The sequence below is a fragment of the Pseudidiomarina terrestris genome (assembly GCF_030466375.1).
GTDB classification, from domain to species: Bacteria; Pseudomonadota; Gammaproteobacteria; order Enterobacterales; family Alteromonadaceae; genus Pseudidiomarina; species Pseudidiomarina terrestris.
This window is the reverse complement of the sequence record NZ_JAGGJE010000001.1, coordinates 1329126-1344103: the sequence shown is the minus strand read 5'-3', so window position 1 is coordinate 1344103 and position 14978 is coordinate 1329126. Positions and strand designations below refer to the sequence as shown.

Genomic DNA, 14978 nt, shown 5'->3' with positions numbered 1-14978 from the left:
AACCTTAATCCGACTGGATTAATGCTTCCTAATCCCGTGGGATTAGGAAGGGATTAAAGCAGGATGGCTAAACTATGTATTTAAAAGTGTCGATTGTGCTGCTAACGTCGGTTAAAGTGTCGTTAAATTGACATTTTATTGATCTTGTGTCACCTTGAGCCTCGTTTTGCAGTGATTACCAAACACACAACGAGGAACGACCAATGAGAAAGATTTACGATCATCAGAAAACGAAGTATCAACATGCAGCAATAGATGCGTTTGGCGACTACATGACGGTGGATTCCGCATTGGCTATACCGCAACAGGATATCTTTGTCCTATTCGAGGAAATCAAGGACAGTAGCTACTTCAAAGAGTGGAATGGCGATGCGCGTTTACAAATGACGTTTGCAAATCTCGAAGGCAAATATTGGGGGCTATATCATCACGAGACCTTAGCTGTATACCTTGCTCATGATTCAGCGGATGCTCGTATTCTGTGCCACGAAGTTGCCCATCATCTGTCTTATCAACAGGCCTTAGACGTACCTCATCATGGTCCTACGTTCTGCACGCACTTTTTAAATTTGATCATGCTTTTTGCGGACGCGTGTGATTCGGAGTTGCTTCGAAGCTGTTTCGAGGAACATAAAGTAGAGTATTATTTCCCGCGCACTGTTAAAGCCCAACAGCTGCGAAAAAGTATGGGTCTAGTTTAAGACTGAGCAAACCTCACTTTTGGAGAGTCCAAATGAATACTACAGAGTCGATAGTTCAACGTTTAGTGCGTCTTGAAACTAAGCTTTCGAGAGGATTTTAGGAAATGCGCAAGCGCGGAGCGGAAAGCCCGGGGCAAACCTACCAAATCGTATTTAAAGATGAGGTTATCGGGAGTATCGTGTTTCGTTAGGTCGCAGTATGGGCCAGGTCTGGGTTAAACCCTAGTAAGCCTTACGTCCTTGGTTTGGTTAAAAAAGGATTGACTCTCTGATGAACGATTCATTTATTTTTAAGACAAAGATTGTCGGGAGTTCTTTCCGCGATGAAATTGACGAAGCGATTACCGAAAGAATTAAAGCACATGAAGTAGAGCTACAACGAGAGCCTGATAACGCGTTTGATAAAAACGCTATTAAATGTGTTGTACGCGATATTCATGTGGGTTACATACCGAAAGAACTAGCCGCTAAGTTGTCTTTACTTCTGGATTTACCAGAGTCTAGCTATCAAGTAAATTGGATAGGCCCGGGTAAGTTCGATATCGAAGTTTATGTAGAGGCACAAAATGGCCTTGCCATCATTGATCCACGTGCTTACACAGATCAGCTCCTTTCAAATTTTGCGGCAACTTGCGCTGTAGGCTCTCCAGAGGAGGTACTTATACTTTTTCAGGAGTTAAAAGAATCGAGCCTTCCGAGTTGGCATCTTATGAATCAAAGTCAACCAATCCTTGAGGCGGTGAAAGGTAATAATCTAAAGGTGTTAGAGTTACTTTTAAAGCTAGGGTTTAGCCATAATGGAAATCAGTATGAAGCCCTGCGCTTATCGGTAAAAAGTCATTCGAACAACGCGTATGCTCTGATAACTAAGAGAAAGATCAGCTCCGCCGGTTCTACTTATGCATTGCTTGAGGCATACGATGCTAATAACCGTGAATTAGTCGAAGAACTCAGCCAGCACAGACTCAGCAAAAAAATCTTACGCGAGCGACTGGAAGCAGCTGTCACGGATCGAAGCGTAGATCTGGTGATATTTATATTGAGCTTTGAGTTACCGGTTAGACAGTTGGAGAGTGCATTTCTCAAGTCAGCGCAGATTGGTGCAAGCCTAATCCTCAGAGAGTTTATAAAAATTTCGTTTGATTCAGACGTTATTTATCGTGCTCGGATCGCGGCGATAGAGAATAGCCACTCTGCGTGCGTCGCCGCGTTACTCAGAGATCAAGTTTCACCAAAAGGGCGAGGCGCGTACTTCAAGTTAGCGATATTTAAGCAGCAACGCCGAGTTGCTTTAGCGATTCTCAAGCTCGGAATCGACGAAACCGAACTCGTTGACATTGTTTATTATCTAATTTGCCAATCTCATGTCGTTGTAGACCCCTTGAGCGAACTCGCGGTAGAAGTCTATAAGAGAATGAGCAACGAAGATTTAATCGAGGTCATATCCCTGGTAAGCACACATAAACAGGTGGAACGATTGGTGAGGCTTTTTGACCTCAGCCCGCTCAATATCGCAGCATATTCGAATCAACGTAAGCTGAAAAACAACTGTTTGACGTTATACCAAGCGATAAAAAGCGATAATTATCGCTCTTATTTCGCGAGAAAAAGGCCACGTTACCTACACTTAGTTGAGATTAAACTGACTGACACTGAATTACCTTATTCAATAGCTCATCAACTCGAGCAATTCGGAATTGATAATGTATTTGACCTAAAGGTTAATGATGAGCCTACGCTTAGGCTGTTGGTTGGGTTGAGCCGAATTGAGCTGAACGAAATTGATTTTTTCATGGAAAATATGAGTTTCGAGAAACCAAGCATCAAAAAATCTACTCTTGTAAAGGCCATGGCGAAGGAGATGGGTGTATACCCCCGCATTCATAGAAGTGATCTGGAAGAAAAGATACTCATTTTAGAACATTTAGTGGAATGCTCGTTCAGCGAGCGAAAACAACCGTTTTTTCATGATGGCCAATCTGCAGAAGAAATCGAAGCGGTGCTTGTAAAGCTGGGCTTCACTATCCCGTACGAAGATAATTAGCTATTTGAATATATTTGCGGAATTGAAGATCGATTTGACCTCTCCCCCAAGAATAGAACCATGACATCGATGAGATTTCCGTTAAAATGACAGCTTGAATATTAGCTTGGATGGCGATTCAACAAATCATTACAAAGACTGAGTAAAAGGCCTTGGGTGGACCCTCAACTCTCAGCCTTCATCGAACCCAAACCCTAGTTGCTCAGTATCAGAGTTGGCAGAAGGCTCTTCTTCTGCCATATTTAACGGTCTCGCTGGCTGCGATGCATTAGCTATATTTTTACTAAGTAAGTCACTTAAGTTTTCAAAATTCACCCTTTGCGCTTGAATACCTTGTCCTTTGAGTCCTTCAAGCAATTTGCTGTTGCCCCTGTAATTTGGGGAATTATGAGTTGATATGAGTAGGGGGACCCAACCTCTCTTTAGATTTTCTGTAGCGCCAGACCAAGTACCGCCTTTTTCATCAGATCGAACAACAATGCATGCCTCAGATAGCAGGTAAATATACTTATTGCGAACCATCGCTGCGGCGGGCGTAAAGCGCGCTTCGGGTTCGTTGATGCTCAAAAGTGCTAGGTTGCCCGCGCGAAGGTGCGTGCGCCACTTTCCGGCGGAGCTAAATTTCAGTAGATCGCCGGAAAGTACACCGACCGCGCTATTTTCGCTTGCTAAAGCCGCGAGCATTGCGGTTTCATCTACACCTTGGGCACCGCCCGAAATAACCTGATAGCCCAGTTCGGTAATCTGTGCGACGTAGGTTTCTGTGGCTTTTATATCTGTTGGCTCAACGTTGCGCGACCCGACAAAACCAACCGCTTTAGTGCGTAGGAGTTGTTTGTTTCCAACGCCAAATACTATTGCAGGGCTTTGATGTTTTAGGTGCTTTTTAAACTGCGGCGGGTATTCCTGTTCTTCACGGTCGAGGATCCAGACGCCAGCGGCATTCCATTGTTCGAGCGCGAGCGAAAGCGACAAGCCGCGCGCCAATAACTTTTCAATGCGCTCGGAGGTAATGTTTTCAACCGTTTTTTTGAGGCCGTGAAGCTTGATGGCTTGTTGCGCTTGCTTGTGCGTTGTTGGGTCGTTCCATTTATTGAGTGCACGTTCAATTTCGCCAGTATCCAATAGGTCACCTGGCTTAAAGTTCTGTTGCCGCAACCAAACTGCAAAATAGGCGTATTCATTGACGCTAAATGGTTTAGCATCATTCTCGTTGCGACCACCAAAACGGCAGGTTAGCAGAAGTTTTACTTGTTTATTTGCAGGGATCACAGGTCGGCCTTGGTTGAATTCGCGGTACTCGTAAGTGCCATTGGATAGACTTTGGTTGCGCCTCCGCGGCGTAAGAGTGCGCCGATAACGGTCAGGGTCCAACGTGAATCGACAGCGTCATCAATAAGCCACACTGGGGTTGCGTAACCTTGTGACACATCAATTGTGAAGGCACCGTCTAAATTCTTGCACCGATGAAAATCATTTTCCATTGTTTTTTGTGGTTCGCGTACCTCTCTCACGAGAACCGTATCTATACACTCGACACTGAGAGCTTTTGCCAAACGATGCGCAAAGTCTTTTACGAGGGTAGGGTGCCGCGGAGACGGAACATAGGTAAGCCATGTCGGACGCTGCTCATAAGCTATTGAGTTCATCATGTTAACCATTGGTGCAATCAGAGCATCACTAAAATGGTTCGTTTGCTTACCTGCTGCTACTAGATCACCCCAAGCGCCATCTTTCCATGATGAAAGTGCTAAACCGGGTTCGATTCGATAAGCTTTATTAGAGTAGGTTTGAAATCCGTAGTTCTCGTAGATTGCTTTAGCGTTGGCACCAGAGCTTGCGAACGTTTTGCGAGGCTCGATCGGGATGTAACGAGTTTTTAGATAAGTGGCTGCATGGTTGCGGTCATCCTCTGAAATTGTGGCATCAAGTTTGACGGCAGGATCACAATTTTGACAGTGACCGCATGGGGCGGCATGAGGGTCATCTAATTCTTTCGCCAGAAACTGCATTAAACAGCCTTGGTAGCCATAATATTCAAGTAGCTTATACCACTCTGCTTCTTTTAGTTTGATGAGGCGTGCGACTTTTTCTGCGGGGTAATCGTAGTCATATTGTGTACGCATGTAAACGCCCTCGACATTAATGATTGGTGACTTATGTTCACAGCTAAGATACTTAATCACCTGCCTGATTTTACTGATCGAAAAGTTTACGTAGGGTTCAATATCAGAAATTCTAAGCCCATCATGTTCTTCGAGTACCCGTAATAAGGCATTGACGTCTTTTTCTTTAGGGATTGCGCTGTGATTAAAAAACTCCTGAATGCGCTGGTCTTCCTTGCCAACCATCAGGATACCTATTGCATGGTCAATGGCACGGCCGGCCCGTCCGACTTGTTGATAATATTCAACAATACTGCTCGGCGCTTGGTAATGGATAACAAAACTTATGTCGGGTTTATCAAAACCCATTCCAAGTGAGGAAGTCGCAACTAGAACTTTTAAGTCGTTGGTTAACAATCTGTCTTCGAGTTCCTCGCGGGAGTTTTCCACATCGTTTAAATTACTGTGGTACCAAGCTGCCTTGATCCCCTTTTTGATTAGATACTGAGCAACGATTTCGCTATCTCGCGTTGTCTTGGTATAAATAATCCCAGTCCCTGTAGTTGAAGGGAGATAGTTGGCCAACCATGCCAGGCGAGCTTCTTTGGTTCGTAAATCAAGCGTATGAAGCTCTAATGACTTTCGCGTAAGATCACCACGCTTCACATCTAGATCTTGTCCTAACTGGCTTCTGATATCGTTAATGACAAGATCATTGGCGGTGGCGGTTGTGGCCAGCACAGGAATGTTACTTGGTAGGTTTTTAACGATACGGACGATACGTTGATAATCTGGCCTAAAGTCATGGCCCCATACTGAAATACAGTGTGCTTCATCTACCACGAGTAAGTTGATGGTGTTACTTATTTTTGGCAAAATTTGGGACGCAAAGTAGCTTTGGCCCAGTTGCTCTGGAGCGATCAAAACAGCGTCAGCATTACCTGAAGCTATCATTTGCTCAATTTTCTGTTTTTCATCTTTTTGTAAGGATGAGTTGTAGGTGACAACATTGAGATCGAGCTTTGCTGCAGATTGGATTTGATTGCGCATTAATGAAATCAACGGCGAGATAATAAGTGCTGTACCGTTTCTCTGCTCTTTTAACAGTTTTGTAGCGATAAAATAAACCGCGCTCTTACCCCAACCAGTTTTTTGTACCACAAGCTCGCGCTTGCGTTTGATGACTAATCCTTCAATGGCTTCCCATTGGTCGTCATGGAACTGCGCGTCTGCAAAACTTGTCATTATGCGCAGTTGTTCTAGTCCTTTAGAATGCATCGTTGCTAGTCCTTATTGTTGTTCTTTGGAGCTAGGTTGTCCCAACGGTAAACGTCCGCCTTGGGCAAGACATTCTTGAATAGAGTCCATTTTCACGTAGTTCTTGGTCTGCTGAAACCATTCATTGGTTTCGTCGTGGCAAATCTTACTCGCACTGAATTTTACTTTTGTATCTTTGCCGTAATCCTCACTTGGACCAGGCGGTATTTTACCGCCGGACTTCATGCAGGCCGCGAGCGTAGGAAAGGATTCAAATCGATAAGTCTTTGCGAAGTATTCGCTTGAAGTGTAGTGACAATAACCTGAACGGCTTTTTTTTACTTTAACTGATTCACTTAGTGCATTTTGTGCCATCGAGTAAGTGGGTATGAGATAAATCCACAAGCCCCAAATTAAGAGTAAGCGCATGAGCAGCTCCTTAGAAAAGTAATCCTAAAAAAACAACCTGTATATGAGTTAGAGTTTGACCGTTTCGCCTAACTTTGTTTGAGTCACGTTACTGTCAAGTGCTGTACTTGTCTTGTTATACCTCACTCAGAGTCTATTGGAATTATCTTTTCAATTTTCTATTTCGCCAGAACAAAATTCGTTCAAGCAGTCCGTTCGGTTTGTTTGCTGGCTGAAAAGCATCGATGGCGTCCTGTAATTCACGCAACTCTCGGGTGAGTTCTTCTTTTTGTCTTTCTAGCTCCGGTAAGCTCATAATAGCCTCTTATAAAAATGGCGCTCCGCCGTAAGAAGGTACTTTTTAAATGACTCCTTTGAAACCGCTTGATCTTCTATTAAGACAAAATGTCTACACTCTTGCTCCAAAGAGTTACGGTAGATAGAGCGAGTCGCGTTCCAGAAACCTGCGGATTGATCGTATGTGCCAACTGCAGCAGTAATATCTGGGTTAGAATCAACGTCAAACGAACGGTTAGCGGGCCAAGCGGGTTTGAGTGTCATTGAACTTTCGTTAATTGTTACATGATAAATATATTCAATGTCACCTGTGGTGGGGTCAGCCCAACAGGGAGGATGAACCAAACCATTACCTTCGTCAGCAAGCTTTTCTCTTAGATTTAGGTTCTGCCCTTGCAAACTCATTATTTGACTGTCGAGTGAAGCTACTAAATTTTTGAGGGGCTCCGATGCTTTGGATTCATCAAAGAGCTGTTTTATATTCTCAATTGCCGAAGTGACACTTTCAATTGTTTCACCAGAGCGAGCAAGCTGGCTTTCGATCTTGCTATGTTCTTCAATGATTTGCGAAACATTTTGTTCAATACGTTTTAGCCCAGTAAACACTTTATTGAGATCTACTTCGGATAAATGATTACGTGACGCATTATTTTTTGAATGGAGAGGTGCACTAACATCGATTAAGTCCACAAAATGTTGGATAGTTGACGCTAATTGTGTCGTCTTCTGCAGGTAATCCTCTTTTTCATCGTTAACCTCTTTAATCTTGAGAGCCGCAAAAACCAATAACACAAAAAAGAAAATGAAGACCAACTCAGTAAGCGAGGTCTCTATGATTGATTGTGACTTATCAGTTATTTCTTGAGGCATTTACGACGCCTTTGTTCGTAAGTCTTGGAGGCTCTCTGACAACTGTTTATATACTGTTACCAAATCGGAACTGGTGAAATCATTCATCTCACGAGCGTCTTTCAAAATATTCAGAGTGTCAGTTAGTGCAGCTGATAGTTTACTTTCAATATCAGCTCGGAAGTTGCTAACGGCTGAGATCTCTGTTGAGACCTGTGTTAGACCATTAATTAGTGTACCCATCGATTCATTGAGCTTATCAATAGTAGAAGCGTATTGTTGTGATGATTCAAGTTGAGATATTTGTATATCAGTGGCTTTACCGTACTGTGATTGCAACGTTTGTAGTTGTGAAGATATTTGCGATACAACTTGCTGCTGAGAATCCAATGACTGTTTATATTGCTGGTTAAGGTTTGCAATCTTTTGGTCCGCTTCGACTCTAACCTCGTCAAACGAGGAAAGCTGTGACAATGTTTTATCAGCAATATCCTCTAATAGTTTAATGTAGTTATCGGACTGTTTTGCAATCGACTCAGACATCTGTTTATTCAACGACTCCTGTGAGGAGCGGATATCAGCCTGAATGTGTGTAAAAACCCCATTCACTTTCGTGTTGATTGAAGCGATATCAGTGACAACGGCTTCATAACTAGACGAAAGTTTACTTACTTGCTCTTTGAACCCGGAAAGCGAGTTATGTATTGCGTTGGAGACAATATCAGGGTCCACTTGAATTTGGTCGATACGGTTAGTGAGTTTCGATACTGACGATTCAAACTGTACCACCAATTTTTCTTTGGAGTCTTTCACCTGAACACTTAGTGCATCGAAATCATCAATCACCTTGGTTGTTGACGAGTGAACTTGGGATGATAGCTTGACTAAATCAACAATTGTTTGATCAGTAAGTATGTCCAATTGAGAGATAAACTTCTCGATTGAATCCTCGACCTTCTTTTCTAGCCGTTCTCGACGCTCTGCGGCGTCTACCGAAAAAGTCGTAGCTACGAGGCGCGCGACCAAACCTATAATGGTTGTCGTCATCGCTGCACCAAAGCTACCAATGATTTTTGAAATCGAAACATTTTCATCGGTTAATGAAATAAGCGATGCGGTCAAAGCAACAAGCGTCAGTATAAAACCCAAATAGTAGTAGCTGTCACCGATGATACTTCGTGGCAGATCTGAGTCGGCGTTATGGGTCCAGATGATATAAGCGATCATAACAGCAATGGGGCCGCCGATGGCCATCAGTATACTGCCGAAAAGTGTTCCAAAAAACACGAGTAGTGAACCAAGAAGGGTTGCGAAAATAAATGTACGGCGTATCGAAAACCTTACAATTTTCTTGCGCTCTCGTCCGGAGACTAATTCTGAATCCACAGCAACCTCTACTTAACCATATGAATTTGTGACAAAATACCGCCACTGCGATTAACTACTTTCTCCCAAAACATAATATGCTTGTTGGTTTGGTTGCCTCGGTAGTTGGGGCGTGTTACATAAAACAGTTCTACGCTCACTCCTTGCAAATGAGGAAGTAAATTGTCTACTTCTCGCACGAAATAATCGTCGGAAATATCATATCTATTGTTGTAATGACTTATTACCGGAGAATACTGAAGCAAGTCTGAGACAACGAAAAGTTTTTTCTGACTCGCTTCTAGGCCGACAAATGCATCGGTAGAAACGAATTTCATACCCTCAAGAATAGGGGACATTTCGCCCTCTTCAACAGTCTCCAGCGTAAGAAGCTGACTTGCCAGCCTCGACATAAACTGCTCTTCCCATCGGTCACGAATCATTTTAGTGTTACTAGTCAGCTGGTTAGCGTCGCTGCCATCTCCAGGGTTGCAAATGGATAAGTTAGCGCTAATTTCCGCGGGGTTTTCATTTAGAAAATAAAGGCTTAATTTCTCATACTTTTGAGCATTACGTATGTACTGGGTGATTACCCGATTTACATACAAAGCTTGGTCACGAGACAATGAGTCGGTAGTGTCGATTAGTATAGCAGTGACAGGATATCTACCCGTGAGTGGGCAGTTAGACTCCGGGTCTAAAACAATTTTTTCGGATTTAGCTTGATAAAAGAGCCATCCAAAAATAGCAGCAATTATGACGACCGCGAAGAGAATTGCATACCCAACTCTATTCTTTTTAGCCTGACGTTGTTTTCTCTTACTTCTCATTTCGTTTTTATACTCTCTGATTGTGCTTCGAAGATTTGTGAGAGCTCGCCTCTAATTTCGGGTAGCTTAGACGACAGCTCTTGTAACCGCTCATGTAACTCTGCTCGCTTGTCCTCAATATCGGTCGGTTTGAAGTCATGCTCAAAATGTAACTCTGGTACAACCGAAAAATAGCCAGGAGCTGGGGTTTCGCGATATTGCTGATTCGTTTGTCGGTATTGCGTTATGCAGGTCTGAAATGTCGATTTTAGGCTGAGGATATAATGTTCTAGTATTGCGACCTGCTGCTGGATAGCGTTATGGTAATTATCAAGTTTACGAGCTTTCTTTTGACAAGCCTTATAGAGTGAGTCGAGCTTGTCTTCATACCCACTGAATAAATCTTGCAATATTTCATGCCATTCCGCATGAAGATCATCAAGGTCTTCTTTTGCGCTAACTAACTTTCGCGCTAGATGCCCATAACCAGGATATTTGTCGTCTGCACTATACGATTTTATGGCAACAATTATTGCGATCAGGAGACCAATAGCAAATAGCATCCATGAATCAAACTCGCCTAAAGCAAGAATATTTTCTGTAAACGACTCCCAACTTAATCTAGCAGCATTCTCTGGTTCTTGTGCTAGAGCAGTTCTAAAGTGCCCAACAAGAAGGTTAAACATTATAATAGTGAAAGATAATATAATGGCCACGGATCCAAATACATACTTTCGCCAAGGAGCAATATGGTTGAGTTGGCGCATACAAAAAAAGCCCAGCAAGAATCCCGTTCCAAGATTGACAACTGAAACAATAAACGCTTGTAACATACCACCTAGCAGGCCTAGTTCATTGCCCCTAGCAAAAAAATAGCCGTTAAGCATTGACTCGACAATGAGTAAAATTGCAAAAATCGAAACCGTCATCACATGACTATCGGGGTAGCTAGCTTCGCGCTTAATTCGATTATCTTTGCGGAATTGCCCCATTTCATCTTCTAAGGCGACTAACTCATCATGACTTCTTGTTAGTTCACTCCGCATAATTGAACGTTTCGCTTTCGCTTTTTCTTCAAACGAACTAGGCAGTCGCTTAATTTCGGCCATTTCTACGTCAACACTCGTCGCAGCAATCTCTGCTCTTAGAATGTTGTAGGAATCTTTCACTTTGAGAGTAGCTTGTGAGGCTTTCAATATAAAATGCTGAGTAATACTCAATTCATTTGCATCGGGACTTGTTGCATTCGCCGGTGGGTTGTTATAACGCCCTTGTTGGGTCGCGAGTCCCTCTATATTTAGTTCTTCAATTTGAGAATCCGGTTTCGGTGCCTCAAAATCGATGGGATCAAAAACTGTTACCATCTTGTCATCTTTGAGTTTTTCGAACATTTATGCACTTCCGTTAGCTAGACGTTTTAACATACTAACTACTTCGTGTTTTCATGTACATATCAAAGTTAGATTTAAGTATCCAATGGCGTTGTACGTTTGTTATCCCCCGTTAATATATAACGATATTGGTAGATATTTTTGGCGTGGATGCGTTGCGTTATTTGAATAATTTAGATTATGAGTTAACGTTTATAAAAATATAATCGAGGATGGCATTATGAAACGAGCAACGCTTTATGCGTGTTAATCGGCTAAAGAGTATCGCCCTGGTCGCCCTTATAATTTCAATTGGCGCTTTTTTACTGTTGCTGCAGAATCAACTCAGTGGTATTGAGGACACATCACGTCAGCTTACCAAGAAGTTGTCAGCATTGAAGTCCACTGAAGAGCGAAATCAGTATGCGCTATTATCATTGGCGGAAGAACAAAGTACACAACGAGAGCAGTTTGTTCTGGAGATGCAGGAATTGGATAGGTTGCTCTATGAGCAAAACTTGGCATTCACAAGATTGAGGGACGAGCTCGAGCTCTATCGCCGATATATAATTCAGTCCTGCTTGATTTTTGAACAAACCGAAGGGTTTCAAAAAAAACTTGAACAGGAGTGCAACAATTTCATGAGTCAAATAACGGACTGCAATGGCCGTTCCCTAAAGGATATTCGCGAAGGCTACGCCGACAGGGGTGAGGAGCTAGATCCAAAGGTTCACTTTAACTTGTTTACCTGCGCACATTGATTCCCGCGAGGCGCTTGAATTTTTATTTTGGCCGAAAAAATAGCGACACGTCTGCGTTCATTTGATAATGTAAAAAAGCCGTAAGCAGAAGGATGAATCCGTGTTGGATATAGGTCGGAGTGAGACGCATAAAAAGGTAACGCCTGGTGTTGCGTTAGCCATCGTATTAGTCGGATATTTATTTCTTCATGACGCATTCTTAACTCTTTCTGATATCTTCCTTTTGTTATTAGTGATCGGTAATTGGGTTTTGTTGAGCTGGATCATTTTTTCGCTGCGGAGCGGTTTGCGCTCGGTGGTAAAAGTCAATTTCAATGCGGATAGCCTGCCGTATCGCTGGTTTAACAAAAACGGAATAGTGCAAATCATCGTTTCTGTTGGAGCCGCTTTAATGTTCGCGTTGGGCTTTGTCATAATTCTTAAGAGCTTCACGTTGCAACATAGTTTCTTGATTTTAGCTCTCGCGGTTCTCATTGCGGGTTGGGTAACTGGATTATTTAGAAATAAACCTATGACGTCGACGAACCTCGGATATGTCATGAATGATCCCGAAGCCAAGAAAGTAATGGCCAGCGTTTTTAGTATTTTTGTCAACTTGACTGTTTTCACTATTGTACTCGCAGCAGTTACAAGTGCTAAAGATACGCATATGTTTTTTGTGAATGATGCTGCATTTGGTAATTTCTCAGAAATTGCACACGCCAACGCAATCGCCGAAACTGGCGCTAACGACTTTGGCCGAGCATTAGTGAATATGAGCTTGATTCTTGACGCATTCCGTCAGGCAACAATTAACGAGTTTTTCTCGGCAGTTGGTCTCCAGAAGGATAGTGCAAAGTACTTTTGGTTTTTTGGGCTGATATTCTTCTTTAATTTCTTCAAGTTCCTCTCGTTTTCCGCTGCGTTTGTGTTGATTACACTTAGTGCCAAAAATCATATTCTCGATAAGGTAACGATTTGGATGTCGCAAGCGTTAGACAAGTCATGGAACTATGCTCAAAAAGGAACAGCTAAGTTGAAGTCAATTCACGACAATGACGCAACTAAAAAATAATTATTACTTTCGATTTGCGAGGTCAGATATGAAAGGACAAGTCATGAGTCTGACGACTCTAGCAACTTTGGTTTTGCTCACGGGGTGCAACACTGAAGCGATTATTAAGCACGCTGGCACTCAGCTTACCAAAGCTGAAGCAGAAAAGTTACTTGCTGACTATGAGCAACAAGTAGCATACTTAAAAGAACAAAACGCAGTTCTTCAAGCCAGGTTGGCAACGCCAGAACAACTACAAATGCAAGAAGACGTTCGCCGTTTGAAGAGTATGTTATTACCTTCCGATAAGACCTCGAGCGAGGACTGACTGAAAAATCGAGTACCAGCCTTAACTAGCTAGCTCCTCAGCTCGTTGCAGCACGCTATTCGCGCGCAGCCAACGCCGGTAAACCTCAAAGTCATGCTCAGCTTGGTAGTGTTGTCGCTCGCAGTCCGCAAGTTCTTGTTCCTGTCGGGCGACGGTTTCATCGACCTTAGCAAGGGTACTTTCAACGGCAAGGTCGCCGAGTCGGTAACGATTCACAATGTCATCGATGTTGCTCTGTAAGTGTCCAAGCTGTGCATCGATACGCGCGCAATCACAATGCAAGCCACTGATCATAGGACTATTCTTATCCTTGGCGAATGCGGAACGAGCTTGTTCTTGCAGCGCTGTAAGTTTGCTATTAAGCACGTTCATTTCTTGAATCTGTTTGAGGGCTTCATTTAAGTCGCACTGCAACGTTTGGCTATTTAACAGCGTTCTTTCGGCGTTGCTGGTGACGCGCTGCGCCTTCAGGGTGTTCAGGTATAACTGCTCTAAAGTCCGATAGCGACGGAAAAAGCCAATATCGGTGTTGTGCAGATCGAAACCTAAGTCGGCAGCAAGCTTAGCGGCAGCATCACGATTCTCGCGAAGCTTCGGTAAGTTCGTGTGCTTCGAGGCCAAACGCCCATGGTCGAGACGAAAATCGCAGTATTCATCTAATGCTGCAGTGGCGTCATCCACGACCTTCGCGCGCGCCCAATCGGGCATCGATTTTGCCGAGTCAGCCGTACAAATCCAAACGGCCGAACCTTTTTTCGAACGCTCGGCAAGGTAGGTATCTGCACCGTCTTGAAACCAATACTGTACTTTTTGAAGCGGTTTAGCGTCTTCGACCCGCATTACCCAGAGGAGTGCCCACACGATGAGCGTGACGCTGACTGAATAGGATTCATCGGCATAGTCGACATGCAACGGCGTAATCTGCGGACTGCGGTGAATGATGAAGTAGAGCGGTTGCATATGTTTGTTCCTTGCTTACTTTTTTCCCATCTTAATAGACCTGCGTGACATATGGTGTCGCTCGGAGGTTGATGTAGTTCTATATGGGGTGACCTTTCGATGGTCAAATCACTTTACGAAGTTAATTTAAATATGCAACGAGTGACCTAAGTCTTGCTGAAGTGACTAAGTTTTTGGATCGTTTATTTGAAACTGAATACAATCTTGAGTACGTTTTCCCGTGACCAGCGGTTTCTTTTAGAGGAACTCGTGGAAATATTTTTAACCAGATAGCCTAGTTTGTAATGCTTGACGACGTGTCGTAATGAAAATAGAACCATTCCAAGTCGCCAATCACCAATTCCTTGAAAACTTAATGAATACTCTGAGCTAACTCGGCCATCGTTGAATAATAATGTCTCAAGTCGTCGATACCAGCGTTGTGCAGCGTTCCAAGCGCATCAAGGCCGCTGTCAGTCCAATTTTTCTCACCCGTGATTGCTTTTTTAACCCCAGCTATCTGACCGAAAAAAGAATTTTTAAAAGTATCATAATCGCGTCGATTCCCAAGAAGAGGATAAAAGTACTGACAAATACGTTCCCTAGATAACTCCATCGAACCGAACGGCTGACTAAGATATTTAGCTGGATGTTCTAGTTCAATCTTAGCGATGATAAATGCTATTTGTTTTTCTGCGTTTGTTCTGGCCAC

The 14978-nt window shown here is 43.2% G+C and carries 15 protein-coding genes; 5 read left to right on the top strand and 10 right to left on the bottom strand.

Translation table 11 applies throughout. From position 1 onward, the window contains the following. Nucleotides 1-203 precede the first annotated feature (203 nt). Entirely contained in the window at nt 204-701 is a 498-nt protein-coding gene (locus J6J28_RS06470; protein WP_301720525.1) for a hypothetical protein, read from the top strand. A 271-nt stretch (nt 702-972) separates the two neighbouring features. Further along, a complete protein-coding gene (locus J6J28_RS06465; protein WP_301720520.1) occupies nt 973-2745 on the top strand; it encodes an HIRAN domain-containing protein in 1773 nt (590 codons plus the stop codon). 171 nt (nt 2746-2916) lie between these two features. Here the strand turns inward: J6J28_RS06465 and J6J28_RS06460 are convergent, their stop codons facing one another. From J6J28_RS06460 to J6J28_RS06425, 8 genes are all read right to left on the bottom strand, one after another. Continuing rightward, nucleotides 2917-4017 carry a DNA-processing protein DprA gene (locus J6J28_RS06460; RefSeq protein ID WP_301720519.1) on the bottom strand — a complete coding sequence of 367 codons (1101 nt, stop codon included), beginning with the start codon at nt 4015-4017 and terminating at the stop codon, nt 2917-2919. Beyond that, nucleotides 4014-6128 carry a RecQ family ATP-dependent DNA helicase gene (locus J6J28_RS06455; RefSeq protein ID WP_301720518.1) on the bottom strand — a complete coding sequence of 705 codons (2115 nt, stop codon included), beginning with the start codon at nt 6126-6128 and terminating at the stop codon, nt 4014-4016. Before J6J28_RS06455 ends, J6J28_RS06460 begins: the two co-directional genes overlap by 4 nt. A gap of 12 nt (nt 6129-6140) precedes the next feature. Continuing rightward, entirely contained in the window at nt 6141-6536 is a 396-nt protein-coding gene (locus tag J6J28_RS06450; protein ID WP_301720516.1) for a hypothetical protein, read from the bottom strand. Nucleotides 6537-6678: 142 nt separating this feature from the next. Then, the gene (locus tag J6J28_RS06445) at nt 6679-6831 is read right to left on the bottom strand and encodes a hypothetical protein (protein ID WP_301720514.1); all 153 of its coding nucleotides are present in this window, start codon (nt 6829-6831) and stop codon (nt 6679-6681) included. Beyond that, nucleotides 6828-7682, bottom strand: a complete 855-nt coding sequence (locus tag J6J28_RS06440; RefSeq protein ID WP_301720513.1) for a hypothetical protein — start codon at nt 7680-7682, stop codon at nt 6828-6830. The genes J6J28_RS06445 and J6J28_RS06440 overlap by 4 nt, the downstream gene beginning before the upstream one ends. Continuing rightward, the gene (locus J6J28_RS06435; RefSeq protein ID WP_301720512.1) at nt 7683-9047 is read right to left on the bottom strand and encodes a rhoptry family protein; all 1365 of its coding nucleotides are present in this window, start codon (nt 9045-9047) and stop codon (nt 7683-7685) included. It abuts the gene before it with no gap. Nucleotides 9048-9055: 8 nt separating this feature from the next. Continuing rightward, nucleotides 9056-9856, bottom strand: coding sequence for a hypothetical protein (locus J6J28_RS06430; protein WP_301720511.1), 801 nt, complete (start codon nt 9854-9856; stop codon nt 9056-9058). After that, nucleotides 9853-11226: a hypothetical protein gene (locus J6J28_RS06425; protein ID WP_301720510.1), complete on the bottom strand. Its 1374-nt coding sequence runs from the start codon at nt 11224-11226 to the stop codon at nt 9853-9855. Before J6J28_RS06425 ends, J6J28_RS06430 begins: the two co-directional genes overlap by 4 nt. Before the next feature lie 239 nt (nt 11227-11465). Between J6J28_RS06425 and J6J28_RS06420 the strand changes: the two genes are divergently transcribed. The 3 genes from J6J28_RS06420 to J6J28_RS06410 all read left to right on the top strand — a co-directional run bounded on the left by J6J28_RS06420 (nt 11466) and on the right by J6J28_RS06410 (nt 13327). Next, complete coding sequence (locus J6J28_RS06420) at nt 11466-11966, top strand: hypothetical protein (RefSeq protein ID WP_301720508.1); 501 nt, start codon at nt 11466-11468, stop codon at nt 11964-11966. 100 nt (nt 11967-12066) lie between these two features. After that, the gene (locus J6J28_RS06415; RefSeq protein ID WP_301720507.1) at nt 12067-13020 is read left to right on the top strand and encodes a hypothetical protein; all 954 of its coding nucleotides are present in this window, start codon (nt 12067-12069) and stop codon (nt 13018-13020) included. Between the two features lie 28 nt (nt 13021-13048). Next, entirely contained in the window at nt 13049-13327 is a 279-nt protein-coding gene (locus tag J6J28_RS06410; RefSeq protein ID WP_301720505.1) for a hypothetical protein, read from the top strand. A gap of 21 nt (nt 13328-13348) precedes the next feature. On the opposite strand, the gene J6J28_RS06405 is transcribed toward J6J28_RS06410, so the two are convergent. Then, nucleotides 13349-14287 carry a hypothetical protein gene (locus tag J6J28_RS06405; protein WP_301720504.1) on the bottom strand — a complete coding sequence of 313 codons (939 nt, stop codon included), beginning with the start codon at nt 14285-14287 and terminating at the stop codon, nt 13349-13351. Between the two features lie 352 nt (nt 14288-14639). Then, a complete protein-coding gene (locus tag J6J28_RS06400) occupies nt 14640-14978 on the bottom strand; it encodes a hypothetical protein (RefSeq protein WP_301720503.1) in 339 nt (112 codons plus the stop codon).

Bases quoted from the DNA above. Each gene is read 5' to 3' on its own strand.
- J6J28_RS06470 (WP_301720525.1), top strand. From the start codon at position 204: ATGAGAAAGATTTACGATCATCAGAAAACGAAGTATCAACATGCAGCA.
- J6J28_RS06465 (WP_301720520.1), top strand. From the start codon at position 973: ATGAACGATTCATTTATTTTTAAGACAAAGATTGTCGGGAGTTCTTTC.
- J6J28_RS06455 (WP_301720518.1), bottom strand. From the start codon at position 6,128: ATGCATTCTAAAGGACTAGAACAACTGCGCATAATGACAAGTTTTGCA.
- J6J28_RS06450 (WP_301720516.1), bottom strand. From the start codon at position 6,536: ATGCGCTTACTCTTAATTTGGGGCTTGTGGATTTATCTCATACCCACT.
- J6J28_RS06445 (WP_301720514.1), bottom strand. From the start codon at position 6,831: ATGAGCTTACCGGAGCTAGAAAGACAAAAAGAAGAACTCACCCGAGAG.
- J6J28_RS06440 (WP_301720513.1), bottom strand. From the start codon at position 7,682: ATGCCTCAAGAAATAACTGATAAGTCACAATCAATCATAGAGACCTCG.
- J6J28_RS06430 (WP_301720511.1), bottom strand. From the start codon at position 9,856: ATGAGAAGTAAGAGAAAACAACGTCAGGCTAAAAAGAATAGAGTTGGG.
- J6J28_RS06425 (WP_301720510.1), bottom strand. From the start codon at position 11,226: ATGTTCGAAAAACTCAAAGATGACAAGATGGTAACAGTTTTTGATCCC.
- J6J28_RS06420 (WP_301720508.1), top strand. From the start codon at position 11,466: ATGCGTGTTAATCGGCTAAAGAGTATCGCCCTGGTCGCCCTTATAATT.
- J6J28_RS06410 (WP_301720505.1), top strand. From the start codon at position 13,049: ATGAAAGGACAAGTCATGAGTCTGACGACTCTAGCAACTTTGGTTTTG.
- J6J28_RS06405 (WP_301720504.1), bottom strand. From the start codon at position 14,287: ATGCAACCGCTCTACTTCATCATTCACCGCAGTCCGCAGATTACGCCG.